21 protein-coding genes are annotated in these 25,856 nt (G+C 61.1%); 15 read left to right on the plus strand and 6 right to left on the minus strand.

Annotated features, from left to right (window positions below; translation table 11 throughout):
* The first annotated feature begins 114 nt into the window (after window positions 1-114).
* The 3 genes from IB246_RS22490 (at window position 115) to IB246_RS22500 (ending at window position 3,886) form a co-directional block, all read left to right on the plus strand.
* Complete coding sequence (locus IB246_RS22490; RefSeq protein ID WP_008041167.1) at window positions 115-1,143, plus strand: AraC family transcriptional regulator; 1,029 nt, start codon at window positions 115-117, stop codon at window positions 1,141-1,143.
* A gap of 170 nt (window positions 1,144-1,313) precedes the next feature.
* Window positions 1,314-1,904 (plus strand): DUF6338 family protein, encoded by a 591-nt coding sequence (locus IB246_RS22495; protein ID WP_008041166.1) that lies wholly within the window; start codon window positions 1,314-1,316, stop codon window positions 1,902-1,904.
* Window positions 1,905-2,071: 167 nt separating this feature from the next.
* On the plus strand, window positions 2,072-3,886 hold the full coding sequence (locus IB246_RS22500; protein WP_008041165.1) for an ABC transporter ATP-binding protein: 1,815 nt from the start codon (window positions 2,072-2,074) through the stop codon (window positions 3,884-3,886).
* Between the two features lie 3 nt (window positions 3,887-3,889).
* Here IB246_RS22500 and IB246_RS22505 read toward each other — a convergent pair whose 3' ends face one another.
* The 3 genes from IB246_RS22505 to IB246_RS22515 all read right to left on the minus strand — a co-directional run bounded on the left by IB246_RS22505 (window position 3,890) and on the right by IB246_RS22515 (window position 7,319).
* Window positions 3,890-4,846: an alpha/beta hydrolase gene (locus IB246_RS22505; protein WP_008041164.1), complete on the minus strand. Its 957-nt coding sequence runs from the start codon at window positions 4,844-4,846 to the stop codon at window positions 3,890-3,892.
* Between the two features lie 205 nt (window positions 4,847-5,051).
* Window positions 5,052-6,050, minus strand: coding sequence for an NAD(P)H-quinone oxidoreductase (locus tag IB246_RS22510; RefSeq protein ID WP_008041163.1), 999 nt, complete (start codon window positions 6,048-6,050; stop codon window positions 5,052-5,054).
* A 57-nt stretch (window positions 6,051-6,107) separates the two neighbouring features.
* Entirely contained in the window at window positions 6,108-7,319 is a 1,212-nt protein-coding gene (locus tag IB246_RS22515; protein WP_008041162.1) for a YbfB/YjiJ family MFS transporter, read from the minus strand.
* 112 nt (window positions 7,320-7,431) lie between these two features.
* Here IB246_RS22515 and IB246_RS22520 point away from each other — a divergent pair, with 112 nt between their 5' ends.
* Window positions 7,432-8,307: a LysR family transcriptional regulator gene (locus IB246_RS22520; protein ID WP_008041161.1), complete on the plus strand. Its 876-nt coding sequence runs from the start codon at window positions 7,432-7,434 to the stop codon at window positions 8,305-8,307.
* A 106-nt stretch (window positions 8,308-8,413) separates the two neighbouring features.
* Here IB246_RS22520 and IB246_RS22525 read toward each other — a convergent pair whose 3' ends face one another.
* The gene (locus IB246_RS22525) at window positions 8,414-9,136 is read right to left on the minus strand and encodes a pirin family protein (protein WP_008032862.1); all 723 of its coding nucleotides are present in this window, start codon (window positions 9,134-9,136) and stop codon (window positions 8,414-8,416) included.
* 327 nt (window positions 9,137-9,463) lie between these two features.
* On the opposite strand from IB246_RS22525, the gene IB246_RS22530 reads away from it, so the two are divergent.
* Window positions 9,464-10,414, plus strand: coding sequence for a GlxA family transcriptional regulator (locus IB246_RS22530; RefSeq protein WP_008041160.1), 951 nt, complete (start codon window positions 9,464-9,466; stop codon window positions 10,412-10,414).
* A gap of 176 nt (window positions 10,415-10,590) precedes the next feature.
* Window positions 10,591-12,075, plus strand: coding sequence for an ATP-binding protein (locus IB246_RS22535; RefSeq protein ID WP_008041159.1), 1,485 nt, complete (start codon window positions 10,591-10,593; stop codon window positions 12,073-12,075).
* On the opposite strand, the gene IB246_RS22540 is transcribed toward IB246_RS22535, so the two are convergent.
* Complete coding sequence (locus IB246_RS22540) at window positions 12,040-14,844, minus strand: ATP-binding protein (protein ID WP_008041158.1); 2,805 nt, start codon at window positions 14,842-14,844, stop codon at window positions 12,040-12,042. The two genes, IB246_RS22535 and IB246_RS22540, sit on opposite strands and share 36 nt — an antisense overlap.
* Before the next feature lie 407 nt (window positions 14,845-15,251).
* On the opposite strand from IB246_RS22540, the gene IB246_RS22545 reads away from it, so the two are divergent.
* The 3 genes from IB246_RS22545 (at window position 15,252) to IB246_RS22555 (ending at window position 18,198) form a co-directional block, all read left to right on the plus strand.
* Window positions 15,252-15,827: a flavodoxin family protein gene (locus IB246_RS22545; RefSeq protein WP_008032866.1), complete on the plus strand. Its 576-nt coding sequence runs from the start codon at window positions 15,252-15,254 to the stop codon at window positions 15,825-15,827.
* 31 nt (window positions 15,828-15,858) lie between these two features.
* Complete coding sequence (locus tag IB246_RS22550; protein ID WP_008032867.1) at window positions 15,859-16,683, plus strand: alpha/beta fold hydrolase; 825 nt, start codon at window positions 15,859-15,861, stop codon at window positions 16,681-16,683.
* Window positions 16,684-16,755: 72 nt separating this feature from the next.
* Window positions 16,756-18,198, plus strand: a complete 1,443-nt coding sequence (locus IB246_RS22555) for a catalase (RefSeq protein ID WP_008041156.1) — start codon at window positions 16,756-16,758, stop codon at window positions 18,196-18,198.
* A 280-nt stretch (window positions 18,199-18,478) separates the two neighbouring features.
* On the opposite strand, the gene IB246_RS22560 is transcribed toward IB246_RS22555, so the two are convergent.
* Entirely contained in the window at window positions 18,479-18,895 is a 417-nt protein-coding gene (locus IB246_RS22560) for a helix-turn-helix domain-containing protein (RefSeq protein ID WP_008041154.1), read from the minus strand.
* Window positions 18,896-19,104: 209 nt separating this feature from the next.
* Between IB246_RS22560 and IB246_RS22565 the strand changes: the two genes are divergently transcribed.
* The 6 genes from IB246_RS22565 (at window position 19,105) to ycaC (ending at window position 25,771) form a co-directional block, all read left to right on the plus strand.
* On the plus strand, window positions 19,105-20,088 hold the full coding sequence (locus tag IB246_RS22565) for an MBL fold metallo-hydrolase (RefSeq protein ID WP_008041153.1): 984 nt from the start codon (window positions 19,105-19,107) through the stop codon (window positions 20,086-20,088).
* Window positions 20,089-20,119: 31 nt separating this feature from the next.
* A complete protein-coding gene (locus tag IB246_RS22570; RefSeq protein ID WP_008041152.1) occupies window positions 20,120-21,040 on the plus strand; it encodes a LysR family transcriptional regulator in 921 nt (306 codons plus the stop codon).
* A 1,201-nt stretch (window positions 21,041-22,241) separates the two neighbouring features.
* A complete protein-coding gene (locus IB246_RS22575; RefSeq protein ID WP_008043253.1) occupies window positions 22,242-22,658 on the plus strand; it encodes a DoxX family protein in 417 nt (138 codons plus the stop codon).
* A complete protein-coding gene (locus tag IB246_RS22580; RefSeq protein ID WP_008032692.1) occupies window positions 22,651-23,241 on the plus strand; it encodes an antibiotic biosynthesis monooxygenase in 591 nt (196 codons plus the stop codon). Before IB246_RS22575 ends, IB246_RS22580 begins: the two co-directional genes overlap by 8 nt.
* Window positions 23,238-25,076, plus strand: a complete 1,839-nt coding sequence (locus tag IB246_RS22585) for an amidohydrolase (protein WP_008043255.1) — start codon at window positions 23,238-23,240, stop codon at window positions 25,074-25,076. The genes IB246_RS22580 and IB246_RS22585 overlap by 4 nt, the downstream gene beginning before the upstream one ends.
* A gap of 68 nt (window positions 25,077-25,144) precedes the next feature.
* Window positions 25,145-25,771 carry an isochorismate family cysteine hydrolase YcaC gene (ycaC, locus tag IB246_RS22590; RefSeq protein ID WP_008032694.1) on the plus strand — a complete coding sequence of 209 codons (627 nt, stop codon included), beginning with the start codon at window positions 25,145-25,147 and terminating at the stop codon, window positions 25,769-25,771.
* The last annotated feature ends 85 nt before the right edge of the window (window positions 25,772-25,856 follow it).

Below are 25,856 nucleotides of genomic sequence, written 5' to 3' on the forward strand. Positions count from 1 at the left end.
AAGGCGTACTATTGGCCGCGAGTCTAGAACCGGCGGGGCGGTTGTCCTATGCCGGAACTGTTCAACGGTGCTGGTGTTTTTTGCCATTCGGGTGATGGGGAGCGAAGCGTTCAGATGCGGGAAAAGGATTCGGTGGCCGCCTACTTTGTGCAGGCGATGATCCATGGGCTGGGGGACAATCCGCAGCGGCGGCGGGCTGCGCTGGAACAGGCAGGTATCGACCCGGCGTTGATCGAACAGCCCGTGTCGCGGGTGCCGGCCAGTGCGTTTGCCGCACTCTGGTTGATCCAGATTCGCGAGCTCGATGACGAGTTCTTCCGGCTCGACTCCCACGGCATGCCGCCGGGCAGCTTCGCCCTGATTTGCCGGGCCCTGATTCAGGAACCCGACCTGCACAAAGCCATGCGCCAGTGCCTGAACAACTTTGCCCTGTTCCTTCGCGATTTTCGCGGCACGCTGACGGTGCGCGGCAAACGTGCAGTCATCAGCCTGGATACCTGTGCGAAAAACGATGATGTTGCGCGTTTTGGCGAGGAAACTTTTCTGGTGCTGATGATCAGCCTGATGTGCTGGCTGGGTGGTCGGCGTATTCCCATCGACCGCGCGGACTTTCGCCACAAGCGCGTGTCCCTCAGCGATGACCGTTTGCTCTGGGGGCCTAACCTGACCTTCGGCGCCGAGCGCACCGAAATCGAATTCGCCAGCCACTACCTGCGCTTGCCGGTGGTCCAGGACCTGGCTTCGCTGAAAGTGTTTCTGCGTACCGCGCCGCAATGGCTGGTGATTCGCTTCCGCAACCAGCATGGGCTCGCGTCGCAAGTCCACCAGCGTTTGCGCAACAGTCACTACAGCCAATGGCCGACCTTGCAGGCCTTTGCTCTGGAACAACACCTGAGCCCCAGTACCTTTCGCCGCAAGCTGGAGCGGGAAGGGTGTTCGTATCAGGAAATCAAGGACGAGGTGCGGCGCGGGGTTGCGTTTGAGCAATTGCGGCAGAGCAAGGCCAGCATTGGTGACATTGCCGAACAGTTGGGGTTTCAGGAGCCGAGTGCGTTTCACCGGGCGTTCAAGAAGTGGACGGGGGAGAGTCCGGGGCGTTATCGAGCGCGGTTTTTGGAGCACGTGACGTCGGATCTGGATTGAGTTTTTGTCCAGTTTTTCCTTGTTGAATGTAGGAGGATTTTTCGCTTGTAGTCCCGCCTGTAGTCCCGAAATCTCTTGTGACGACAGCGCTTCAGCAGTGGATGACACAGGCTGTAGAGGTGCTGTATTTATTTGCTCCGGGACGAATTTTCAATGGATTGGAAAGGGCAATGGACAGCTTGATCAAGGACGTGATCCCGCTACTGCAGTATCTGCTTCCGGGGTTTTTAGCGGCGTGGATTTTTTACTCGCTCACGGCGTTCAAGCGCCCGGACACTTTTGGACAGATTGTCCAGGCACTGATTTTTACGTTTGTGATTCAGTCGCTGGTGGTCGGTTTGGAAGGACTGTTGCTACTGGCGGGAGAACGATTTTTTTCGATCGGCGTGTGGGACAGGAAATCGGAGGCGTTATGGTCGGCAGTGATTGCGCTGGTGATGGGGTTTCTTTCCTGTCATATCGCTCATGGCGACAGGCTTCATGCGTTACTCAGGAAACTGAAAATAACGGCTAAAAAATCGTTCCCTTGCGAGTGGTACAGTGCTTTTTCATCGAGACAGGGTTTCGTGATATTGCATTTGATCGGAGGGAAACGTCTGTTTGGCTGGCCAAGCGAATGGCCATCGGAGCCTGCTAACGGACAATTCGTTCTGGAGTTCCCTCGCTGGATCGATAGCGACGGCAATCTGTTACCTGGAAGGGCAAAGGCCCTGGTTATTGATGTATCAAAAGTGAGTTGTGTCGAATTCGCAAAACAATAGGGTGATCAAATGTCATGCAAAGCGCCGACTGAAATGCCGCCTGAGCTGAGGCGGATGATGGAAGAGTGGGAAAATGGTGGTCCTCTTCCCCCCGGGCTGGTGTTCCCCATCGGGCCTTCACCTTTACGAAAAGAAATGACGAAACCGCGCAAGCGCAACCGATAAACATGCCAGCGGCCCTTTCCCGCGTCACCTCATTGCTCGATCAGGCCAGACGCGCCTTGCTCCTTGTCTGGGCTACTTCTCGCGGGTTGTTTCTGGGCCTGGTGCTGGCGACCCTGATCGCAGGCGTACTCCCGGCATTGGCTGCCTGGCTTGGCCAACGCATCGTCGACGCGGTGGTTTTCGCCATGCAACTGCACGCGCAGCAGGGCAGTGCGCCGTTGTGGCCGGTGGTGCGTTACGTGCTGTTTGAAGCCGGTGTGCTCGCGTTGCTGTCCGGGACCCAGCGGGCGCTGTCGGTTCAGCAATCGCTGTTGCGAGTGCAGTTGGGGCAGAAGGTCAACACAATGATTCTGGAGAAAGCCCAGACGTTGTCGCTGGTCCAGTTCGAGAATTCCGAGTTCTACGACAAGCTGGTGCGGGTCCGGCGCGAGGCGTCGACCCGGCCGTTGGCGCTGGTGATGAAGTCGTTGGGGTTGATCCAGAACCTGATTGTGCTGATCAGTTTTGGTGTGTTGCTGGTGCATTTTTCGCCGTGGGCGCTGGTGTTGTTGGTGGTGGGTGCGTTGCCGGTATTTTTTGCCGAAGCACATTTTTCCGGGGACGCCTTCAGGCTGTTTACCCGTCGTGCGCCGGAGAGCCGGCAGCAGAACTACATCGAGACGCTGCTCTCCCACGAGGGCTACATCAAAGAGGTCAAGCTGTTCGGCTTCGCGCCACTGCTGTTGAAGCGTTATCGCGATACGTTCGCGCGTCTTTACGCTGAAGACCGTCGGCTGACCCTGCGCCGCGATGGCTGGGGTTTTGTCCTGGGATTACTGGGCACGGGGGCGTTTTATCTGGCCTACGCGTGGGTGGTGGTCGACACCGTCCACGGCAGCATCACCCTTGGCCAGATGACCATGTACCTGGTGCTGTTCAAGCAGGGGCAGACCGCAGTGAGCAGCAGCTTGAGCGCCATCAGTGGTCTTTACGAAGACGGACTGTATCTGTCCAGTCTCTATGAATACCTGGCTGAACCCGTGGTGGCCGACTCCGGCAGCCTGACCGTAGGCGCGCTGCCCGGCGATGGTCTGCGTTTCGAAAACGTCGGGTTCAGCTATCCGGGCGCGAGCCGCGCGGCGCTGGAGGGCATTGATCTGCACCTCGTGCCGGGGCACAGCGTGGCGCTGGTGGGGGAGAACGGTTCGGGCAAGACCACGCTGATCAAGCTGCTGACCCGCCTGTACCGTCCCGACCAGGGGCGCATCCTGCTGGACGGCAGTGACTTGCAGGCATGGGATGAGGATGCGCTGCGCCGGCGTATCGGCGTGATTTTCCAGGACTATATTCGCTACCAGTTCTCCGTGGGCGAGAACATCGGTGTCGGTGACACCTTGGCGTTCAACGATGAGCAGCGCTGGCAAGCCGCTGCCGCCGAGGGCATGGCCGCGCCTTTCATTGAGCGTCTGGATCGCGGCTATGCCACCCAATTGGGCCGCTGGTTTGCCGGCGGCCAGGAACTGTCTGGCGGGCAATGGCAGAAGATTGCCTTGTCCCGTGCCTACATGCGCCGTGACGCCGATATCCTGATTCTGGATGAGCCGACCTCAGCCCTCGACCCGGCGGCGGAAGCGGCGGTGTTCGAGCATTTCAGCGAGCACACCGAAGGCCGCATGACGCTGTTGATTTCCCATCGTTTTTCCAGCGTGCGTAATGCCGACCACATCATCGTGCTGGATCAGGGGGCGATCCTTGAACGCGGCGATCACGCCAGTCTGGTGGCCGCCGGAGGGCGTTACGCGCAATTGTTCAACTTGCAGGCGCGAGGTTATCGCTAAACGTCAGGAGTCCTGAGAACCGCGAGCCAGTGCCGGCCCGGCCATCTGCGGCGGTTTTGCTTTCATCAGGCCTTCAAGTGCCTGGCGATACTGGGTGCCGCCCAGGCTCATGCTGTTGTTGTGCGTACCGCCCGGCACCAACAACAGGCGCTTGGGCTCGCTGGCGGCGTTGAACAACTGCTGGCTGAAGCGCGACGGCATGAATGCATCGGCCAGGCCATGCACGACCAGCAGCGGCATGTCGATGTCGACGATCTTGTCGATGGAATCGAATTTCTGCGACAGCAGCCAGCGCACTGGCAGCCATTTCACCGGCAGGTTACTTTCGGCCACTTGGGCCACGGCATCGCCCAGTGACGTGAACGTGGACTCGATCACCAGACCGCGCACCGGGACCGCGACATGGTTCTTTTTCGCCTGTGCGGCCAGGTCTGACGCGAGGTCGATGGCTACCGCGCCGCCGAGGGAATGGCCATAGATCAGGCGCTTGCTGGCGTCCGGTTGCATCGTTGTGAAGCGTTCCCAGGCAGCTCGTGCGTCTTCATACACACTGGCTTCCGACGGCAGATCGCCTTTGCTCTGACCAAACCCGCGGTAGTCGATCGCCAGGACGGAATAGCCCATGGCGCGCAATTGTTCGATGCGAAACGCCTGGCCGGTGAGGTTCCAGCGCACACCGTGCAAATAGAGAATCGAAGGCGCATCACGACGAGCCGCCGGCCACCACCAGGCATGCAGGTTTTGCCCATCCTTGAAACTGGCGGGCTGGATGTCGAATTCTTGAACGTCCTTCGGCAAACCGCGATACCAGCCCGCCGTGCCCGGCTCGATACGAAACAGCAGCTCGCGCTCGGTGTGCTCAAGCACGCCGCAACTCACCGGCAGACCGACAATCAGCGCGGCCATGCACAGCAAGGGCAGCCAGCGTCGGCGCAGACGTGTGAGCGGGGAGGAGGGCATCGGATGGTCCGTCGGTAAAAAACTGAAGTCCGGTTTTTAACAGAAGCGTGTCGGCGGGGGGAACATTTTCGACAGCCGTTCACCAACCCTCCTTGTAGGAGCAAGCTTGCTCGCGATGACGGGGGCACATTAAGCAATGCTGTCGACTGACACACCGCTATCGCGAGCAAGCTTGCTCCTACAGAGGGGGCGCCACAATTGCAGATCAATCCACCCGCAACACAATCTTGCCAATGTGCTCGCCACCTTCCATCCGCGCATGCGCCTGTGCCGCCTCGGCCAACGGATAAACCTTGTCGATCATCGGCAGGCAACGCCCGGCAGCGAGCACCGGCCACACGTATTCGCGCAACTGCTCGGCAATCGAGGCTTTTTCTTCCACGGTGCGTGGGCGCAGCAACGAGCCCGTCACGATGGCGCGTTTGCTCATGATCGCCAACAGGTCGACGTCCTTGGCGTGGGCGCCGCCGAGAAAGCCCAGCATCACCAGTCGACCTTCCATGCCCAGCGCCGCGATGTTCGAATTCAGGTACGAGCCGCCCATGATATCGAGGATGACATTGACGCCTTTGCCGGCGGTTTTTTCCTGGATGACCTGGGCGAAATCCTGATCGCGATAGTTGATCGCTTCTGCGCCCAACGTACGGATCGCCGCGCACTTTTCCTCACTGCCCGCCGTGGCGAAGGCCTTGACGCCGAATTCGCGACACAGCATCAACGCGGTCGTGCCGATGCCGCTGGTGCCGCCATGGATCAATGCGCGCTGACCTTTGGCAGCGCCGCCCATGTCAAACAGATTGGCCCACACGGTGAAGAAGGTTTCCGGGACCGCCGCCGCGTGCACCCAATCCATGCCTTGAGGAATCGGCAGCGTCTGGCCGGCCGGCGCGACGCAGTATTGAGCGTAACCGCCGCCGTTGGTCAGCGCGCAGACGTTGTCGCCGACGATAAATTCGCTGACACCTTTACCGACCGCCACCACTTCACCGGCCACTTCCAGCCCCGGAATCGGGCTCATGCCGGGTTTCATCGGGTACTTGCCGGCACGTTGAATCACGTCGGGGCGATTGACCCCGGCAGCGTGTACGCGAATCAGTACTTCGCCCGGCCCCGGGGTTGGTACTGACGCCTGGCGTGGCTTTAATACCTCAGGGCCGCCGGGTTCGGTGATTTCGATCAGGGTCATGGTGTGGGGCAGATTCATGTGAGTGTCCTGTCTGGAAATGTTCAGTAAGTGGGACCACATCAAGCCGTCGGTGACTCAGCTCAATACAGGTTGCAGCCGGCCGCGACGATTCAGCAAGCGCATGCCCTGTTCCAGCAGCAGGGCTATGACAATGGCGCCCGCTGCGAGGATGAACAACAGCGCGTGATGCCCGCCGCTGGCGTTGAACAACGCCGAATACGCAAACCCGGCAATCGCCTGGAAGGTGGCGAACGACACGGTGGCGCGACTCCAGGCAATCTGCTGTTGATGATGGTTCGGGATCAGTTCGTGAACCCGGGCCAATGCCAGCGGCACGATACCCGGCGGGAACGAGCCGAGGATCACCGCCAGCAAGGCCAGCGCAGTGAAAGCACTTGAAATCGACAGTAAACCGACTGCAACTGCCTGCACCACCAGCACCAGGCGAATGCTCAGCCGTGCGCCCAGTTTGTCAGCCAGAAAACCGTAACTCACCGGCCCGATAATCGCGCCGAGGCCGTACATCACCCAGATAAGAGCGCCAATGTGCGCGCCAGCCCCGAGCCCGCGGGCAACGTAATCCACCAGGAACACCATGGCGGGCACGAGTCCGGCAGCCATGAACGCGTATTGGGCGAACAGCAGGTAAACGTTCGGGTCAGTCGGCATCGTCGAGGGTTCAGCGGACGGTGCTGCGGTGGCCGCGTGCGTGGCTGACGGCCAACCGAACCAACTGGCGACGGTAAGCGCCAATGCCAGCGCGCCGAGACCGAACCAGGTGTTCTGCAAACCCAGGCTCAACAGCGGCGGCACAATCGTCCCGGAGCCGGCGATACCCAAACCGATGCCCAGGAAAATCGCACCACTGGCCAGCCCTCGGCGGGACGCCGGCACATGCGGCAGCACGGTTGCGGCCACCAACACCATGATCGCGCCGCCAGCGACGCCCGACAGCAAGCGCCAGCCGAAGAACCAGCTCACCGACAACGGAAAGCCACACGCGAAAAACGACAGCGTCACCGCCAGCATCATCAGGCGCAGGGCGCTTTTGTTGGAGGTCCGACGGGCCAGCGGATGGCCGATCAGCGCGCCAATCAGGTAACCCACCAGATTGGCGGCGCCGAGGTACACCACGTCGCTGGCGGAAAACCAGTGCGCCTGGATCAATGAGGGAATCAACGGCGTGTAGGCGAACCGCGCCAGGCCGATGCTGACCAGGCTGGCGCAGAGGCCGGCGAAAATAGGCAGCCAGATGGCGCTGCGCGGGGTGGTTGATGTGCTGGGCATGGGAGCCGTCCTCCAGGTTTATCTATGGTGCCCAGCTTATCCAGATTCATTGATGCAATAACGCAGCGATTTTGCGTTATGGTGATGCGTATATGCAGCAGTGGAGAAACCTATGAATTGGGATGACGCCAGGGTGTTTTTGGCCGTATGCCGGGAATCGACGTTACGTGGCGCGGCGCGGGTGCTGGGGGTCGATCAGGCCACCGTCGGGAGGCGGATCACGGCACTGGAGAAGTCCTTGAGTGCGACGCTGTTTCTGCGCACTTCGGAGGGATACGCGCTGACAGCCGTCGGTGAAGCAGCGTTGAAAGCCGTGGAGAAAATGGAGCACTCCGCACTGGAGATGCAGCGCCAGATTCAAGGGCTCGACGACCGGCTGACCGGTATCGTTCGGGTCAGCACCACGGACTCCATGGCCATCGACTTCCTGATCCCGGCGATTGCCCGCTTGCACGCACAGCACCCCGACGTGCGCGTGCAACTGGATGCCTCGACACAGATTCTGAGCCTGTCGAAACGTGAAGCCGACATCGCCGTGCGCAACACCCGGCCAGACAACCCGGACCTGATCGCCCGACGCATCGCGCGTTGGCCGGTGGGCCTGTTTGCCTCCCGGGAGTATGTGGACACCCACGGTGTGCCGGCACCGGGTTCGGCGTTCGAGGGGCATGATCTGGTGGTGTATCAGCCGTATTTGCAGAACAACAAAGACATCACGCTGGTCTCGGAACCGTTGGGGCGCGGGCGCATCGTTTCGAGCCTGAGTTCCAGTCTGCTGGTGCGCCGGGCGATTGCCGCGGGGATCGGGCTGGGGGAAATTCCGGTGTACATGGGGGAGCGCGACGGGCTGGTCAGGCTGTGGCCGGAACGCACACGACCGGTGCCGTATGACATATGGCTGGTGACGCACGCGGACTTGCGGCATACCGCGAGGGTGCGGGTGGTGATCGATGAGATTGTTGCAGGGTTTGCGGGGACGGGTGAGTAACGGCTGAAAGATCGCCACCTCGCTGCGCTCGACAGCTCCTACAGGGATTTGCGTGTACCTGTAGGAGCTGTCGAGCGCAGCGAGGTGGCGATTACTTCACACAGGATTACGGCATTTCAGGCAATTCCTGAGGACGCAGGTCGAACACCAGCACTTCGGCATCCACGCCGTTGCTCAGGGTCAGCAACTGTTCATCGCGAACCCGCACGCCATCGCCTTCCTGCAATTGCAGGCCGTTGAGTTCGACGCTGCCGCGCGCCACATGCACGTAGGCATAACGATTGGCGGCCAGTTCCAGCGTGGCGCTTTCCTTGCCATCGATCAGGCCGGCATACACCCGCGCATCCTGGCGCACCTTCAGCGAACCGTTTTTCCCCTCGGGGGAGATGATCAGTTGCAGACGCCCGCGTTTCTTCTGTGTATTGAAATGCTCTTGCTGATAACGCGGTTTGGCGCCGCTGACGTCCGGCACGATCCAGATTTGCAGGAAGTGCACGCCACGGGTCGCCGAGTGGTTGTACTCACTGTGTGCCACGCCGCTGCCGGCACTCATCAGTTGCACGTCACCAGGGCGGATCACCGAACCGGTGCCCAGGGTGTCCTTGTGTTCCAGGGCGCCTTCAAGCACGTAGGAGAAAATCTCCATGTCACGGTGTGGGTGCTGGCCAAAGCCTTTGCCGGCCGCGACGCGGTCATCGTTGATCACCAGCAGGTCGGAAAAACCCTGCTCTTTCGGGTTGCGGTAGTTGGCGAAGGAAAAGGTATGGAACGACTTCAACCAACCATGATTGGCCAAGCCGCGATCGGAAGCTTTGCGAAGGGTCAGCATGATGAAATCTCCTGTGGGGACGTTGATTCGTCCGAGTGAGGAGAAGGTTAATGTTTATCCTGTGGTGCAATAAGTAGATGGAAATTGAAATACTGTCCCGTATTGGTTGACAATAATAAGCAGACTGATCCCCCCGCACTTGGCCATAATGCACAGCACAGTCTTCATGCCATGCACGTAACCCTGTAGGAGCCGGCTTGCCGGCGATAGCGTCCGTTCAGACAATAATCATGTCGACAGACCTACCGCCATCGCCGGCAAGCCGGCTCCTACAGGGGGTACGTGTTTGGCCAGTATTCTTTTTTTGATTTCAGTGATTTTGAACCCATGAAAACCGTGGCAATGGTGCTGTTCCCTGATTTTCTCCTGCTCGATATGGCCGGGCCCATGGAGGTGTTTTCCATCGCCAATCGTTATCTGGAACCGGCCGAGCGTTACGTGTTGTCGACCATCGGCACCGAGCACGGCGCGTTGCGTGCCTCCAACGGTGTCAACGTGCAGGCCGATGTGCATATCGATCAGGCGGATCAGGCGTATGACCTGTTGCTGGTGCCGGGCGGCCCCGGGGCCTACAACGAAAAACATCCGCCGTTGCTCGGCTGGCTCAAAGGTGCGGTTAAGCGGGCCGGACGTTATGGCTCGATCTGCACCGGCGCATTCGTGCTCGGGAATGCCGGCCTGATTGATGGCTACCGTGTCACCACCCACTGGCATTACACCGAACGGCTGATCAAGGGGTTCCCGAAGGCGACGGTGGAGACCGATCAGATCTTTGTTCAGGACCGCAACCTGATCACCTCCGGCGGCGTCACTGCCGGCATTGACCTGGCACTCGCCGTGGTTGCCGAAGACCATGGCAAGAAAGTCGCCCAGGACGTGGCCAAGGTGTTGCTGGTGGTGATGAAACGTCAGGGCGGACAGGCGCAATTCAGTCCGTTGATGGCGACGGTGGCCCCTCACGAAACACCGGTGACGCGCGTGCAGAACTATGTGCTCGACCACCTCGACGAAGCCTTCAGCATCGAGCGCATGGCCGGCCTGGCCACCATGAGTCCGCGTCATTTCGCCAGGGTGTTCGCCCGGGAAGTGAACATGACGCCGATGGAGTTTCTCCAGAGCGCACGCATCGACTGTGCGAGAAATCTGTTGGAAACCAGTGACTTGCCGCTCAAGACCGTGGCTTTCAAAAGTGGTTTCGGCAGTGTGCGGCACATGCGGTTTCTGTTCAGTGAAAAACTCGGGTTGACCCCGTCCCAGTACCGCGAACAGTTCAGCTAGTGCCTTTTTGTCCGTTCTGCGCACCGTGATGGCTGTAACGCTCCCACCATGGTCGTTGTTCCGTCACCGAGGCCTGCGAAGATACCCGTGAACTCTTTGTAATGGAGGCGCGAGCCTGGCGCGCAATGGAAATGACAATCCGTTTAGCCGCTTAGGGTTTGCGCACGTGGACCTGCATGAACAGCGTCAGTGATTTGAACAACGAAGCGGTGCTGCGATTCGGCCCTTATGCGTTTCACCTGCGGCAACGGCTGATCCTCGACGGGGACCGGCCGCTGCGCATGGGCGGGCGGGCCCTGGATATCTTGCAGGTGCTGGTCCAGCGCGCGGGCAACGTGGTCAGCAAGGACGAGCTCATCGCACTCGTCTGGCCGACTTCGGTGGTCGAGGAGATCAACCTGCGCGTGCACATCGCCGCGCTGCGTCGCGCATTGGGCGACGGGCAGGACGGGCAGCGCTACATCGTCAACATTCCCCAGCGCGGTTATAGCTTTATCGCAGCCGTGCAGCGGGTGCCGGCGAGTACGCTGGCCTCGATCGAAACGGTTCAGAAACCTCAACACAACCTGCCCGCGCGCCTGTCGCCGGTGATCGGGCGCGATTCGCTGGTCGGCAGTCTGGTCCGGCAGTTACCGGTTCGGCGCCTCATGACCCTGACCGGTCCCGGCGGCATCGGCAAGACCACCGTGGCGTTGCGGGTGGCCGAACTGCTCTTGCAGCATTACCAGGATGGGGTCTGGCTGGTGGATCTGGCGGTGATCGATGACCCTGCGCAGGTGGTCGATCATCTGACCCGGGCGCTTGAGCTGGGCGTCGGAACCACCCTGGAGACATGGGCGCAACGTCATGCGTTATTGGTGCTCGACAATTGCGAGCACCTGCTCGAACGCTGCCGGACACTGGTCGAGGACCTGCTGATGGCGGCGCCACGCCTGTCGATCCTGGTAACCAGTCGCGAGCCGCTCCAGGCGCAGGGGGAAACGGTCCAGCGTTTGCCGCCACTGGCGGTGCCTCCGGCTTCGGCGTTGCACAGTGTGGCCGAAGCGATGGGCTATTCGGCGGTGCAACTGTTCGTCAGCCGTGCCCGTGCTCGTCAGCAAGGCTTTGTGCTGCGCGAACAAGACCTCAAGGTCGTGCGCGAAATCTGTCGCCGGCTCGATGGTCTGCCCCTGGCCATCGAACTGGCGGCGGCGCAGATTGATGCGTTGGCGCTGGTGGGCCTGCAAGCTCAACTGGACAACTGTTTTCAGCTGCTGACCCAGGGCCGGCGCACCGCCGTGCCCCGGCATCAAACCTTGAAAGCGGCGCTGGACTGGAGCTATGAGCAACTGAGCCCGCTGGAGCAAACCGTGTTGCAGCGCCTGTCGGTGTTCAAGATGGCCTTTACGCTGGATACCGCGATTGGCGTGATCAGTTGCGCGGCATTGCTGCCTGCCCGCTTGATTGAAGGGGTGGAAAGTCTGGCGCTCAAATCGTTGCTATCGCTGGAGCAGGGCGGCGGACTGGCCCGCTACCGTTTCCTCAACACCACCCGCACCTACGCCCTGGAGAAACTCGAGGGCAGCGGTGAATTGCGCACCGTTGAAATGCGTTACGCCCGCTACATCAGCCGGGCGCGGTGGGTATCAAGCGGGCAAGTGGCGCTGCAACTCATCGAGTAACCGGCGGACTTTCGTCAGGTCCGGTGTGGCAAAACCTTCGGTGAACCGGTTGTAGATCGGCGCCAGCAGCGTATGGGCTTGCCGGTGCCGGCCCTGACGCTGCCAAAGCTGTGCCAGCGAGGTAGCGCTGCGCAGTTCCCAGGCCAGGGCGCCCTGATGGTTGGCGACGTTCAAGGCCCTGATCAGCAAGGCCTCGGCCGCGTCGGTGTTCAACGGGCACTCTTGCGCCAGAAGCGCCTCAGCCCTGGCTCGCAGGATCTCCGCCGTGTTCCAGCCCGCGATGCCGGTATCTGCCCGTTGTGACAAGTCGTCATCGACGAAACCGGTGTCCAGCGTCACCATGATGTCCTTGATCAACCCCTCGCCCGGCAGAAGGGAGGAGCGCAGCTCGGTGTGGTCGATCACCTGTGCGTAGTGCATGGCCCAAGTGTAGAACAGCAGCACCGAGTGTTTTTGCGCTTGTTCCAGCAGCAGTCGCAAGAGTTCGCGCGCGGTGCGGGTGTCGCCGTTGTAGTGGGCGATCAGGCAACCGGCCAGCGCCAGGGTGTAGCAGATGGACGTACCGTGGTTGATCTGCATCGCGATGTCCAGCGCTTGCCGGGCGGTGCGCCACGCCTGTTCCGGCCGGCCTTGCAGCCAGAGGATGCGCGCCAGAATGGTCAGGGCGGCGACGCTCTGGTCGTACTGCACGCCAAAACCGTGGGTGAAGCGGTTGAGGTGGCCGCTCTGGGCCATGCGCTGCAGCACCTCTTCGGCATTCACCCGCGCCTGTTCCTGATTCCCGGCAAAGTGCAGCGCCAGCACCCGCAAACGGTGGGTGCTGAGGGACAACACTTCATCGCCGTGCAGCCCCAACCGGTCGAACTGCTGGCTCTGCTCCAGGGCCATTTGATAGTTGGCACAGCAGAGGTTGACCGCCATGTGCCCGGACACCGCACGTAACTGACCGGCCACGTCGTTGCAGTGCCTGGCCAGCGTTCTGGCGCTGACGAAGGCCTCGACGGTTTCCGCCGTGCCGCCATGGGTGTGGTAGCAGGCGCTGCCGAGGGCCAGTTTGAGGGCCATTTTCAGCCGGGGGCAGGGCTCGGGCGCGGCATCCAGCAGGGCCAGCGCCTTGCGCACATACACGCCGTGCTCTTTGAGCAGCGACATTTCCTGCCAGAGCGGCGTCGATGTCGCGGTCAGGCGGATCGCCAACGTCTGCGGCCCTTGTGCGTCCAAGCCCCAATCGAGGGCTGCGCGAATATCTTCCAGACTGCGTGCATAACGCTCGATCCACGTCGCCGTCGCGATCAGCTCCCAGTCCTGCTGGGCCTGATGCATCAAGGCCAGGCAACGCTCGGCGTGGCGTTCGCGGGTGCCCGGCAGGTCGGCGGCCTGGTCGAGTTTTTCCAGGGCGTAGCTGCGCGTAGTGTCGAGCAGGCGGTAGAACACTTCTTCGTCGCCGACCTCGACGTTCAGCAGCGACTTGGCCACCAGTTGTGTGATCGAGCCAAACACCTCACAGGGTTCGATATGTTCGCCGACGATCACTGCTGCTGCCGACTCCAGGGTGAAGCCGCCTCTGAACACGCTCAGTCGGCGCAGGCAGGTTTGTTCGCAGGCACTCAGCAGTTCGAAACTCCAGTCCAACGTGGCGCGCAAGGTTTGATGGCGACCCAAGGTGGTCTGGCAGCCTTGGGTGAGCAGGCGAAAACTGCCTTGCAGTTGCGTGAGCAAGCCGCCCACGCCGAGGCCGCCGACTTGCGCCGCCGCCAGTTCAATTGCCAGCGGAATACCGTCCAGGCGCCGGCAGATTTCAATCGCCAGCGGCAGCTCGTCATCGCGCAGTTCGAAACTGTCGTGGCTGGCCATCGCCCGTTCGACAAACAACTGCAAGGCCGAAAAGCTCAGGGCCTGCGCGCGGTCGAGCACGGCAATGGGCGGCGGGCAGTCCAGTGACTCAAGACGCTGAACGAACTCGCCTTCGGCCCGCAGGCTCTCGCGGCTGGTGGTCAGAATGTGCACGTCGGGCGCGGCGCGCAGGATGCTTTCGCTCAACACGGCGATGGCGTCGAGCAGGTGTTCGCAGTTGTCGATCACCAGCAACATCTGCCGGTCGCGCAAAAATGCGGGGAGGCCGCTCATCGGGTCGGTGTCATGCAACGACAGTTCGAGCAGCGTCGCCAGATGCGCGCTGATCATCGATGGATCGTTGATCGGCGCCAGGTCCAGCAGACGAATGCCATCGCGGTAGCGCCCGATCAATTGCTCGGCAACGCGCAGGGCCACGGTGGTTTTGCCGATGCCGCCGGGGCCGACCAACGTAATGAAGCGCTGGCGTGACAACTGGACCACCAGGCTGTCGACGAGGGACTGGCGACCGATCATGCGCGTGCGCCGCACGGGCAGGTTGTGGCCGTTCGGTGCGGGGGCTTCATTCGCCGGATGTTGCTCGATGTGCTCCAAAGAGAACGGCGCGACAAAGCTGTAGCCGCGCTGGGCCACGGTGACGATGTAACGCTGGCCGTTCTGGCCGTCGCCGAGGGCTTTGCGCAACGCCGCCATGTGCACCCGCAGGTTGATGTCTTCGACAACGCTTTTGGGCCAGACCCCGGCGATCAGTTCCTGTTTGCTGACCACATTTCCGGCGTGTTCCAGAAGGATCAACAGAATATCCATGGCACGCCGACCCAGGCGCAGGGGCTGGTCGGCCTCCATCACCAGGCGTTGTCCGGGATAGATCCGGTAAGGGCCGAAATGGATGGCCTGTTCGGGGGAAAGGGTCAACGGGTCACTCCTGCTTGCAGCCGTCTGGTACGCGGTTACCGAGCATATTCGTCAGGTTTGTTCATTCGCGCAATGCGCTGGCCAACTGACTGCTGGGTGTTCACTTGGACTGCCGGTTTACGATCCTCCCTGTTCTTTGCGTTTTTACTGGGCGCGGCGCTTGTGTAGAAGGCGCCGGGGCTTTTGGCGCGCCAGGGAAAATTAACAACGTTTAACTCGTCCTGCGTCCGGTCTACGCCCAAAACTCCAGCACCGCAACTGCTCAAGCTGTAGGAGCCGGCTTGCTGGCGATTGCGGTATTTCAGCCGAAGTTGTCGGCGATGGGTACATCGCAATCGCCAGCAAGCCGGCTCCTACAGGGGGGGCCGTGTTGTGAAAAGGGATTTATTTGTCATGAGGACGCCGGAATGAGCAACGTGGTGGTGGTCTATCACAGTGGCTACGGGCACACACGGGTCATGGCTGAAGCCGTGGCCCAAGGTGTGGAACGGCACCTGGGCAGTACCTGCCAGCTGATTTCGGTCGAGGACGTGGATCAGCACTGGGACCGTTTGCACAACGCCGACGCGATCATATTCGGTGCGCCGACCTACATGGGCAGCGCCTCGGCACGCTTCAAGGGGTTCATGGAAGCCACGGCGGCGTTCTACCTGACCCAACCCTGGCGCGACAAACTCGCGGCGGGCTTCACCAATTCCGGCTGCCTGTGTGGCGACAAACTCAACACCTTGCTGCAGATGGCGGTGTTCGCCGCGCAGCATTCGATGATCTGGGTCGGCCTCGACCTGCTGCCGGCACGCTCCGGCACCGGCGTGTTCGACGGGCAACTCAATCGCCTCGGCAGTTCGCTGGGCGCCATGGCGCAGTCGAATGTCGAACAGTCCCCCGAATTCGCACCGCCCCCGGAAGATCGCTGCACCGCCGCGCACCTGGGCGAACGCGTGGCGCGGCTGGCTGAACGCCTGAGCCACTCACCGGTTTGAATCACCCCCAACCCTCCTGAGGAAACATCGCATGAGCACGTTCACCACCCGAGACGGCACCGAGATTTATTACAAGGATTGGGGCACCGGCCAGCCCATCGTCTTCAGCCACGGTTGGCCGCTGAACGCCGACAGCTGGGAATCGCAGATGATCTTCCTCGCCTCCAAAGGCTACCGGGTGATCGCCCACGACCGTCGTGGCCATGGCCGTTCCAGTCAGCCGTGGACCGGCAACGACATGGACACCTACGCCGATGACCTGGCGCAGTTGATCGAACGGCTCGACCTGAAAGACGCCGTGCTGTTCGGTTTCTCCACCGGCGGTGGTGAAGTGGCGCGCTACATCGGTCGCCACGGCACCGGGCGCGTGGCCAAGGCCGGGCTGATTTCAGCGGTGCCGCCCCTGATGCTCAAGACCGAAGCCAACCCCGGTGGCCTGCCGATCGAGGTGTTTGACGGTATTCGTCAGGCGTCCCTGGTCGACCGTTCGCAGCTGTACATCGACCTCGCCAGCGGTCCGTTCTTCGGCTTCAACAAACCGGACGCCAAACCGTCGCAAGGCATGATCGACTGGTTCTGGATGCAGGGCATGACCTCCGGCCACAAGAACGCTTATGACTGCATCAAGGCGTTCTCTGAAACCGACTTCACCGAAGACCTGAAGAAATTCGACATCCCCACGCTGGTGGTGCACGGCGACGCGGACCAGGTGGTGCCGATCGAGGCCGCCGGCATTGCTTCGGCAAAACTGGTCAAGGGGTCTACGCTGAAGGTCTACCCCGGCGCGCCCCATGGCCTGACTGATACCCACAAGGATCAGCTCAACGCTGATCTGCTGGCGTTCCTCAAGGGTTGATGTGCCCACGGCGCGGGCGTAGATCCGCGCCGTTCTCGCTCCTGATGAGCCGAATCCTTCGAGAACCTGACCATGAAAAAGCTGACCAACGCCACCGGGGCACCGGTGGCCGACAACTTCAATATCCAGACCGCCGGCCCCCGTGGACCGGCGCTCTTGCAAGACATCTGGTTGCTGGAAAAACTCGCCCACTTCGACCGCGAACTGATCCCGGAACGGCGCATGCACGCCAAGGGTGCGGGCGCCTATGGCACCTTCACCGTCACCCATGACATCACCCGTTATACAAAAGCCAGCATCTTCAGCTCGGTGGGCAAGGAAACGCCGCTGTTCGTGCGTTTTTCCTCGGTGGCCGGCGAACGCGGCGCGGCGGATGCCGAGCGTGATATCCGTGGCTTCGCGGTGAAGTTCTACACCGACGAAGGCAACTGGGACATTGTCGGCAACAACACGCCGGTGTTTTTCTTCCGCGACCCGCTGCGTTTCTCCGACCTCAACCACGTGGTCAAACGCGACCCGCGCACCGGCCTGCGCAACGCCACCAGCAACTGGGACTTCTGGACCCTGCTGCCCGAGGCGCTGCACCAGGTGACCATCGTGATGAGCGATCGCGGGATTCCTACCAGCTTCCGTCACATGCACGGCTTCGGCAGTCACACCTTCAGCCTGATCGACCGCGACAACAAACGGGTCTGGGTGAAGTTTCATTTTGTCTGCCAGCAAGGCATCGAAAACCTTTCGGACGCGGAGGCCGAAGCGGTGGTCGGCAAAGACCGCGAAAGCAATCTGCGCGACCTTTACGAAGTCATCGAGCAGGGCAACTTCCCGCGCTGGAAATTGTGCATTCAGGTGATGGAGGAAGAACAGGCGCTCAACTATCGGCACAACCCGTTCGACTTGACCAAGGTCTGGCCGCACGCTGAATTCCCGCTGATTGAAGTGGGCGTCATGGAGCTCAATCGCAACGCCGAAAACCACTTTGCCGAAATCGAACAGGCAGCGTTTTCGCCGGCCAACGTGGTGCCGGGCGTGAGTTTTTCACCGGACCGCATGCTCCAGGCGCGGCTGTTTTCCTATGGTGATGCCCAGCGTTATCGCCTCGGCGTGAACTTCAACCACATCCCGGTCAACGCGCCGCGCTGCCCGGCGCATAGCTACCATCGCGACGGCGCCATGCGCACCGACGGCAACCTCGGCGGTACCGCCAGTTACTTCCCGAACAGTGTCGGTGAATGGCAGGACTCGCCGGAACTGGCCGAGCCGCCGCTGCCGCTGGAAGGCTTTGCCCAGCATTATGATCATCGGTTGGAAGAGGATCATTACGAACAGCCGGGTAACCTGTTTCGACTGCTCGATCCGGCGCGCAAGCAGTTGCTGTTCGACAACACCGCACGCGCCATGAACGGCGTGCCGCAGGCGATCCGCCAGCGTCATATCGACAACTGCACCAAGGCCGATCCTGCGTACGGATTTGGCGTGGCCGAGGCGTTGGAGCGGTTGGTGCCGTTAGGGTAAAAGGCGGCAGGCTTGCCGGCGATGGCGTCCACGAAATCGCCATCGCCGGCAAGCCGGACTCCTACAGGTTTTGCGTCGATCCTCAATCCCCGAACACCCCCACAATCCCTGTAGGAGCCGGCTTGCTGGCGATGGCGTCCACAAAATCGCCATCGCCAGCAAGCCGGGCTCCTACAGGTTTTGCGTCATCCCCAAATCCCGAACACCCCCACAATCCCTGTAGGAGCCGGCTTGCCGGCGATGGCGTCCGTAAAATCGCCATCGCCAGCAAGCCAAGCTCCTACAGGTTGACGCGTGGAAGCGCGCGCACGGCTCGGCAGCGCCAGGCGAATGGGTTGATGCCTTCGCTGCGGGTGAAGATGTGGCAGAAGTGCGCTTGATCGCAGAAGCCGCATTCGAGGCTGATTTGCGTGAGGCTCAGGTCGGTGTTCTGGATCAGTTGCTTGGCCCGGGCGATGCGTTGGTGGCGAATCCAGTCTTGCGGCGAGAGGCCGGTGCTGCACTTGAATGCGCGGGAGAAATGACTGCGCGAGAGGGCGCAGGCGCGTGCCAGTTCGGTCACTTCGACGGTTTCACCGAGGCGTTCGAGGATCAGTTGCTTGACCAGGCTTTCGCGCCACGGGGTCAGGCCGCCGGTGGTTTTCTTTCGCGTTTCAGTGGCAGTCGCGCGAGCGACGTTTTGCTGAGAATGAGCCATGACAAATGTCCGTTTCGGTGAGCTTCATTCTTGGTCGCGGGGCTCTGGCAGGCGAGTTAAACGTTGTTAATTTCGCCGATGCGCAGTGGTGAACAACAGCGCTGACTCAGCACATGGCTGCAATTTTTGCGGTGCCGGGCGAGGCATGATCGACGTCTTGTGGCGGGCCTGTGCATGGCCGCTCTTCTGACTTGATCAAGGGTGACGGCATGAAACATTCTCTGGTTGGCGCGTTGGGCCTCGCGGTGGCGTTGGCGTCCGGAATCTCCTCGGCTCAGGCACCGGCACAGGTCGGCACTCAGGTGCCGGGCTACTTCCGCCTGGCGGTGGGCGACTTTGAGGTGACGGCGCTGTTCGACGGCTACAACGACCTGTCGCCCAAACTGCTCCAGGGCCTGACCCAAAGCCAGATTCGCGCACTGCTGGCCCGTCGCTCGATTGAAACGCCGGGGGTGCAGACTGCGTTCAACGCCTTCCTGATCAACACCGGCAAGCAATTGATCCTGGTGGATACCGGCGCCGGTCAATGCATCGGTGCGACGGCGGGCATGCTCTCGGACAACATGAAAGCCGCCGGCTACGAGCCTTCGCAGGTCGACACGATTCTGTTGACTCACTTGCACCTGGACCATGTGTGCGGATTGGTCGATGGCCAGCAGAAACCGGTTTTTGCCAACGCCACGGTCTACGCCGCGAAGGCCGAAGCCGATTACTGGCTTGATCCTCAGGCGCTGGCCAAAGCTCCCGAGGGCGCCAAACCGTATTTCAAAATCGCCCAGGACTCCACCGCACCGTACGTCGCGGCGGGACGTTTCAAGACGTTCGACGCCGGCCAGTCGCCTGTGCCGGGGGTCGAGGCCACGCTGGAAGCCGGGCACACGCCGGGCAGCACGACGTACCGCTTCACCTCTCAAGGGCAGAGCATTTTGTTCATGGGCGATCTGGTGCATAACCTCGCGGTGCAGTTCTTGCACCCGGAAGTCTCGATCGGCTTTGACGTCAACAGTCAGCAAGCGATCAAAAGCCGCGCCAAGGTGTTCAGCGATGCAGCCGCCGGTAAAACCTGGGTGACGGCAGCGCATTTGCCGTTTCCGGGCATTGGCCATATCGCCGCTGAGGGCAAACATTTCCAATGGGTACCGGTCGAATACGGTCCTTATAAACGTGCGGCGAAAGTGCCGCTGATCGAGTAAAGTCCGACGCATTCACAAGGGAGCCGTGCCTATGAACCGTAACGATCTGCGCCGCGTCGACATGAACCTGTTGGTGATTTTCGAGGCCTTGATGTTCGAGAAGAACCTGACCCGGGTGGCTGAAAAACTGTTCATGGGCCAACCGGCGGTGAGTGCGGCGCTGGGGCGGTTACGGGATCTGTTTGACGATCCGTTGCTGTTGCGTAATGGCCGTGGCATGGAGCCGACAACGCGGGCGCTGGCGATTCTCAAGGAATTGCAGCCGGCGATGGATGTGATTTCCGGGGCGGTCAGTCGGGCGAAGGAATTTGATCCGGCGAGCAGCTGCGATGTGTTCCGCATTGGTTTGTCGGACGACGCCGAATTCGGTTTGTTTCCGCCGTTGTTGCGGCAACTGCAAGAAGAGGCGCCGGGGATTGTTGTGGTGGTGCGGCGTGCGAACTATTTGCTGATGCCGGCATTGCTGGCTTCGGGAGAGATCTCTGTGGGGGTGAGTTACACCACGGATTTGCCCGCGAATGCGAAGTGCAAGAAATTGCGCGACATCCCCTGCAAGGTGCTGCGTGGGGACAAGCGACCGGGGTTGCTGACGCTGGATGAATACTGCGAGCGACCGCATGCGATGGTGTCGTTCTCTGGCGACCTGAGCGGCAATATCGATCTGGATCTGGCCAAGGTTGGCCGCAGTCGTCGGGTGGTGTTGGGTGTTCCGCAGTTCAGTGGGTTGCGTGCGTTGCTGGCCGGCACGGAGATGATTGCGACGGTGCCGGATTATGCGGCGTGTGCGCTGGTTGAGGGGTGTGCGTTGCGGGCTGAGGATCCACCGTTTCCCATTGATGCTGCGCAGCTTTCGATGGCTTGGAGTGGGGTGCATGACAATGATCCGGCGGAGCGGTGGTTGCGGTCGCGGATCAGTGAGTTTATGTCCAGGCCTTTGCCTGTATCGGGTTGAACGTGGCGGCCTTTGGGCCGACCATTTTCTTTTGGGGGTACATATCCATTGCTGCGGTAACGGCTGCTGGTGGTTTCGCCCTTACGGCGAGTCCCTTTTGTCAAACGCCACAAAAGGAACCAAAAAGTCTTGCCCCGGCGTCCGGCCCCTCGCTAAGGCTCGGTGTTCCCTCGCTCCGGTCCTGCTCCGTGGGCCCGCCGCCATCGGCCATCCATGGCCGGGGGCGGCTAGCCCGGCATCCATGCCGGGCTGCCCACTGCGCAGAACCTCCACTCGGCCTCCCGAAGGGGCGGGCAGATCAAAATCAAAAGCTGAAGGCGAGCTAACGCTCGGCCTGATGAGTGGTGAAAAGCGGGTGCGTTGCTTGGCTCTTCGTAGGAGCGATGCTTGCTCGCGAAGGCGGCCTGACAGCCGACCCTTCACTCACGAATGTCCCCAATCTCCTGTAGGAGCCGGCTTGCCGGCGATGACGACCTGACAGCCGACCCTTCACCCACGAATGTCCCCAATCCCCTGTAGGAGCCGGCTTGCCGGCGATGGCGTGCTTCCAGCCGACCCTTCACCCTCGAATGTACCCAACCCTCTGTAGGAGCCGGCTTGCCGGCGATGGCGTGTTTCCAGCCGACCCTTCACCCACGAATGTACCCAACCCACCGCTATCGTCGGAACGCCGCCCGCAGCAAGCCGGCTCCTACAGGAAATCGGCGTACGCTTTCGCTTTTCACCACTCATCAGGTCGAGCGTTAGCTCGCCTTCAGCTTTTGATCTGAGCGCCCCCTCGAGAGGCCGAGCGCAGGTTCTGCGCAGTGGGCAACCCGGCATGGATGCCGGGTTAGCCGCCCCCGGCCATGGATGGCCGATGGCGGCGGGCCCACGGAGCAGGACCGGAGCGAGGGCATGGCGAGCATTAGCGAGCCACCGAACGAAAGGGGCAAGAGCGCTTGGTTACTTGCCGCTTCTGCAAGTGACTCGCCGTAAGGGCGAAACCAATAGCAGCCGTTACCGCAGGAATGGATATGTACATCAATAAAAGATAGGTCGGCTATCAGGCCGCCATCGCCGGCAAGCCGGCTCCTACAGGGGCTGTGTGATGCCGTGAAAAAGAGCACGTACATTCAATTTTCCCCGCCCCCACACCGGCACTATCGAATGAGGTCCCGGCGCTTTGACGCCGATGGTTTTTCATTTGTGCAGGTAGTCCATGAACGCTTCGCAATGGGATGAACGGGCCCAGGATATCGGGCTGTTTTTTTTGCGGGTCAGCGGTGGTTTGTTTCTGCTGTGGGTGCACGGTTTGCCCAAGCTGCTTAACTACAACGCTCAACTGCAAGTCATCGAAGACCCTTTCCACCTTGGCGCGAATGTCACGCTGATGCTGGCGATTTTTGCCGAGGTGCTGTGCCCGCTACTGATCATTGCCGGGGTGTTGGTGCGCCTGGCGTGCCTGCCGGTTTTGTCTGTGTTGTGGATCGCGCTGCTGGTTGTGCACCCGCAATGGAGCCTCGAGGAAGGGCAGTTCGGCTGGCTGCTGTTGATTCTGTTCACCAGCCTTTTTATCGCCGGGCCGGGACGGCTGGCGCTCAATGTCCGATTCGCCGGAGCTTTGCGTTATGCCTGAATCCAATCGTTTCGAGGAAGTCGTGACCCTGGTCATCAAGCACCGGGTCAAAGCCGGTTTTGAAGTGCCCTACGAAGCCTGGTTGCGCAACATCGTCAGCATCGCCGGGCAGCAGGAAGGGCACTTGGGGGTGGATGTGATGCGCGGCAAGAGCGCCGGCCTCGACATGTACACCTGCGTGCTGCGCTTTTGCTCCACCGACGCGATGCAGCACTGGCTCGATTCGCCGCAACGGCTGGAACTGGTCAACGAAGCCACGCCGATGCTCGCCGATGGCGACCAGACCGAGGTCAACCCGGTCAAAGAATTCTGGTTCGCGCCGCAGGCTGAAACCGGTTCGCCGCCGCCGCGCTGGAAGCAGGCCGTGGTGACGTTGCTGGTGATTCTGCCGCATACCTTGCTGGTGCCGCTGATCTGGGGCCCGCTGTTGCGGCTTAACGCGTTCCTGTCCAATTACGTGGTCGCCACGTTCCTGATCACGCTGACCATCGTCGTCTCGGTGGTGTACCTGTTCATGCCAATGGCGACGCGTTTGTTCGCGCCTTGGCTGTCCCCCTCCACTCAGCCCAAGGAAACGCGATGAACGCCGACCTGATTTTGTTCAATGGCCAATTTCATACCGTTGACCGTGAAAACCCACGCGCCAGTGCCGTCGCCATCAGCGATGGCCGCTTCGTCGCGGTCGGCACTGATGCCGAAGCCATGGCCCTGCGCGGTTCCGGCACCCAGGTCATCGACCTCAAGGGCCGCTGTGTCATCCCCGGCCTTAACGACTCGCACTTGCACCTGATCCGTGGCGGTTTGAACTACAACCTCGAACTGCGCTGGGAAGGTGTGCCGTCGCTGGCCGACGCCCTGCGCATGCTCAAGGATCAAGCCGACCGCACGCCAACGCCACAATGGGTGCGCGTGGTCGGTGGCTGGAACGAATTCCAGTTCGCTGAAAAGCGCATGCCGACCCTCGAGGAACTCAACCAGGCGGCGCCGGATACGCCGGTATTTGTCCTGCATCTATATGACCGCGCTCTGCTCAACCGCGCCGCGTTGCGCGTGGCTGGTTACACCCGCAATACGCCGAACCCGCCGGGTGGCGAGATCGTGCGCGACGCGAACGGTGAGCCGACCGGCATGCTGGTCGCGCGCCCGAACGCGATGATTTTGTACTCGACCCTGGCCAAGGGGCCGAAGTTGCCGCTGGAGTATCAGGTCAACTCGACCCGCCAATTCATGCGCGAACTCAACCGTCTCGGCCTGACCAGCGCCATCGATGCCGGCGGCGGTTTCCAGAATTATCCGGACGATTACCAGGTGATCGAGCAGTTGGCCAAGGACCAGCAACTGACCATCCGCATCGCCTACAACCTGTTCACCCAGAAGCCGAAAGAAGAGCTGGCCGACTTCAAGAACTGGACCAGCAGCGTGACCCTGCATCAGGGCGATGATTTCCTGCGCCACAACGGCGCCGGGGAAATGCTGGTGTTCTCGGCGGCGGATTTCGAGGACTTCCTCGAACCGCGTCCGGACCTGCCGCAAACCATGGAAGACGAGCTGGAACCGGTGGTCCGCCACTTGGTCGAGCAGCGCTGGCCGTTCCGTTTGCACGCCACCTACAACGAATCCATCAGCCGCATGCTCGACGTGTTCGAGAAGGTTAACCGCGACATTCCGTTCAATGGTTTGCCATGGTTTTTCGATCACGCCGAAACCATCACGCCGCAGAACATCGAGCGGGTGAGGGCGCTGGGCGGTGGTATCGCGATTCAGGATCGCATGGCGTTTCAGGGCGAGTATTTCGTCGAGCGTTACGGCGCCAAGGCTGCCGAAGCGACGCCGCCGATCAAGCGCATGCTGGCCGAAGGTGTACCGGTTGGCGCGGGCACCGATGCGACGCGGGTGTCCAGCTACAACCCATGGACTTCGCTGTACTGGATGGTCAGCGGTCGCACCGTCGGTGGCCTGGAGCTGCACGCCGAGGGGCTGTCCCGGCAGACCGCGCTGGAGCTGTTCACCCACGGCAGCGCTTGGTTCTCTTCCGAGCAGGGCAAGAAAGGCATGATCAAAGTCGGCCAACTGGCTGACGTCGCAGCCCTGAGCGCGGACTTTTTCAGCGTCGACGAAGAAGCGATCAAGTGGATCGAGTCGGTGTTGACTGTGGTCGGCGGCAAGGTGGTGTACGCCGCCGGTGATTTCGAAAAACTCGGCCCGGCCAGTGTGCCGGTGCTGCCGGACTGGTCGCCGGTGGTCAAGGTGCCGGGTCACTGGCGCCCGACGTCGCCGATGCAGGCGCAGGTTCACCATTGCAGCGGGCCGTGCGGTGTGCACTCCCATAGCCATGAAAAGGCGCGGTTGTCGAACGCGCCGGTCAGCGATTTCGCCGGTTTCTGGGGCGCCTTCGGCTGCTCGTGCTTCGCGTTCTGACGATCAAAAAAAAGCGCCGACCCGCGTGTCGGCGCCTGACGTAATACCCATCCATCGAGGAGTTTCACATGAGCAACGTTCCGTACAAACGCCTGAACAAAGACGATGCCGTTGTCCTGTTGGTCGATCACCAGACCGGTCTGATTTCGCTGGTTCAGGATTTCTCGCCGAACGAATTCAAGAACAACGTGCTGGCCCTGGGCGACGTGGCCAAGTTCTTCAAACTGCCGACTATCCTCACCACCAGCTTCGAAAACGGCCCGAACGGCCCGATGGTGCCGGAATTGAAAGAGCAGTTCCCGGACGCGCCGTACATCCCGCGTCCAGGCCAGATCAACGCCTGGGACAACGAAGATTTCGTCAAGGCCGTCAAAGCCACCGGCCGCAAGCAACTGATCATCGCCGGTGTGGTGACTGACGTTTGCGTGACCTTCCCGACGCTGTCGGCGCTGGCCGAAGGGTTTGAAGTGTTTGTGGTGACCGATGCTTCGGGTACGTTCAACGAAACCGTGCAACAAGCTGCTTGGGCGCGCATGGCGGCGGCCGGTGCTCAACTGGTGAACTGGTTCTCCGTTGCGTGCGAGTTGCAGGGCGACTGGCGCAACGACATGGAAGGCCTGGCGAATCTGCTGTCGCCGCGTATTCCCAACTACCGCAACCTGATGAACAGCTACTCGGTGTTGACTTCGAAATAAGTCTGCAGCCAAAAAAATGCCCGCGATCTGCGGGCATTTTTTTTGTGCCTTTGTAGGAGCCGGCTTGCCGGCGATGGCGATCTCA

Origin of the sequence: Pseudomonas sp. PDM01, from assembly GCF_014852325.1 — a bacterium.
Lineage (GTDB): Bacteria > Pseudomonadota > Gammaproteobacteria > Pseudomonadales > Pseudomonadaceae > Aquipseudomonas > Aquipseudomonas migulae.